Raw genomic sequence first — 2,261 nt, forward strand, 5'->3', positions numbered from 1 at the left:
ATTACTTCAATAGCATTTTTAAATAAACAACTAGAATTACCTATATTCAGTTTAGAAAGCATAATTTAAAGGCAAAGCCTTTGTTAATTTATTAAATTATTCCTATCAAAAATACCTTTTCAAAAACCCCATAACCAAAAGTATGTGACGCAAAAATATTTATCAGATAAGGGTTTAAAATTTGTCCTAATGCGTTACTATTACCACCTAATTCTGTTAGACCCTTATATTTGATACTCTGTATTAACACCCTAAGAAAAGGATAGGTTATGCGCTATGAAGTGATCGTTATCGGTGCAGGTATGGTTGGCACGTCAGTTGCGTGGCATTTACAAAAAAACAATTCACAAGTATTGATGTTAGACAAGAAGCTGCCAGGGTCAGAGACCTCATACGGTAATGCTGGATTGATTCAGCGCGAAGCCATTCACACCCATCCTTTTCCTCGTCAATTGACTGAGATGATCAGAGTATTACCGAACCAAGGTACTGATATTCGCTATCGTATCCCAGCGATTTTGCGTTACCATCAAGCACTGTTACAGTACTGGAAATACTCTGTACCTGCGACTGTTAAGCAAATCGAAGCAGAGTGGCAGACACTGATTGAGCATTGCACCAGCGAACATCAAACAATGATTGAAGCATCTGGTGCTGACGAGCTAATCACGCGTGACGGTTGGTTACAACTGCATCGTTCTGAAGAGACGTTTAAAGAAGCGCAAGCAGCAGCCATTGATGCACGTAACCAAGGGGTTGAACATAACGTACTAAACCTTGAAGCACTAAAAGCCATGGAACCTAGTGCCAATTTTGAAGGTTTTGTTGGTGCGATTCATTGGAAAAACTCTTGGCAAGTATCGAACCCAAGCTCGCTAGTAAAAGCATATGCGAAAAACTTCCAAGAGATGGGCGGTACGATCAAAGAGAGCGATGTAAAAGAAATCGTAAAAGATGGCGAAGGCTGGAAAATCATCACTGATAATGACACTTATTATAGTGATAAGTTGGTCATTGCAGCGGGTCCATGGTCGAACGACTTGATCAGACCACTTGGTTATAATCTACCATTGTTCCCAATGCGTGGTTATCATCAGCATTTCAAAGTGACAGAAAAAAATACCATCAATCACAGTATGTTTGATATGGACAAAGGCTTTGTGATGGGTCCAATGCAGCAAGGCATCCGTATTACGACTGGTGCTGAAATGACCACCATGGATGCGCCAAAGAACTTTGGCCAATTAAAAACGGTTCTGAAGCTGGCTCGCAAAATCTTACCATTAGAAGACGCGGTAGAATCTGAAGCATGGGCAGGGTCACGTCCTTGTATGCCTGATATGAAGCCAGTTATTGGTCCTGCAGACAAGCATGATAAATTATGGTTCGCATTTGGTCATAGCCATCAAGGTTTTACCTTAGGGCCTATGACAGGGCGTCTGGTTGAAGAAATGATTCATGAAAAGCCATCATTAGTAAACCTTGCACCATTTAGTGCTCAGCGTTTTTCAAAATAAGCGCATATCTGTTAGATTTAGCACAGACTTAAATTAATAAATTGAAGGTATATAATATGATAAAGAAGCTACACAGCACGCCACGCATGAGCAGAATTGTCGTCCATAACCAGACTGTATACTTGTGTGGTCAGGTAGGTAATGCTGAAGACGATATCAAAGCACAGACATTGACTTGCTTGGAAAAAATCCAGACCTTGCTAGAAGAAGTGGGTAGCGACAAATCAAAACTACTATCAGTAACTGTTTGGATCAAAGACATGGCAGATTTTGCTGCTATGAATGAAGTCTATGACAAATTTTTTGAAGGCATTCAACCACCAGCACGTGCTTGTGGCGAATCAGCATTGGCACGTCCTGAGCTATTGGTTGAGATGATCGCTATCGCTGCTGAATAAAGACTGCTCGTAGTATCTGTAGTACCGGTATTAAATAGAAATAAAAAAGGCCATGATAGCGATATCATGGCCTTTTTATTTTTTCTGTCTTCTCATGTATTGGTTGTCAGCATTTTTTATAAGCTATCGAAGTAGTCTAAAATAAACTTGATCAACTTATGTTTTATAAAATTATGAATTTTTTGTGTTACCTGTTACTATACGCCAGCAACAATTCTGAGATAATCCGGATGCCTTAAGACACATTATATTTCCTGATGTAAAGAGAGCGGATAGCAATCATATTATCTATTATAAATAGCGTTTTTAAACAGATTGTAGTTTATTTTTTTATTAAAAATTTTGA

The 2,261-nt window shown here is 39.0% G+C and carries 2 protein-coding genes; both read left to right on the forward strand.

The window, feature by feature from the left end; all coding sequences use genetic code 11:
- Positions 1 to 269 precede the first annotated feature (269 nt).
- Positions 270 to 1,517, forward strand: a complete 1,248-nt coding sequence (locus ACZW67_RS14210) for an NAD(P)/FAD-dependent oxidoreductase (RefSeq protein WP_465183794.1) — start codon at positions 270 to 272, stop codon at positions 1,515 to 1,517.
- A 59-nt stretch (positions 1,518 to 1,576) separates the two neighbouring features.
- Complete coding sequence (locus tag ACZW67_RS14215; protein WP_110923107.1) at positions 1,577 to 1,915, forward strand: RidA family protein; 339 nt, start codon at positions 1,577 to 1,579, stop codon at positions 1,913 to 1,915.
- The last annotated feature ends 346 nt before the right edge of the window (positions 1,916 to 2,261 follow it).

This window comes from Psychrobacter sp. TPE 89C (assembly GCF_055522395.1).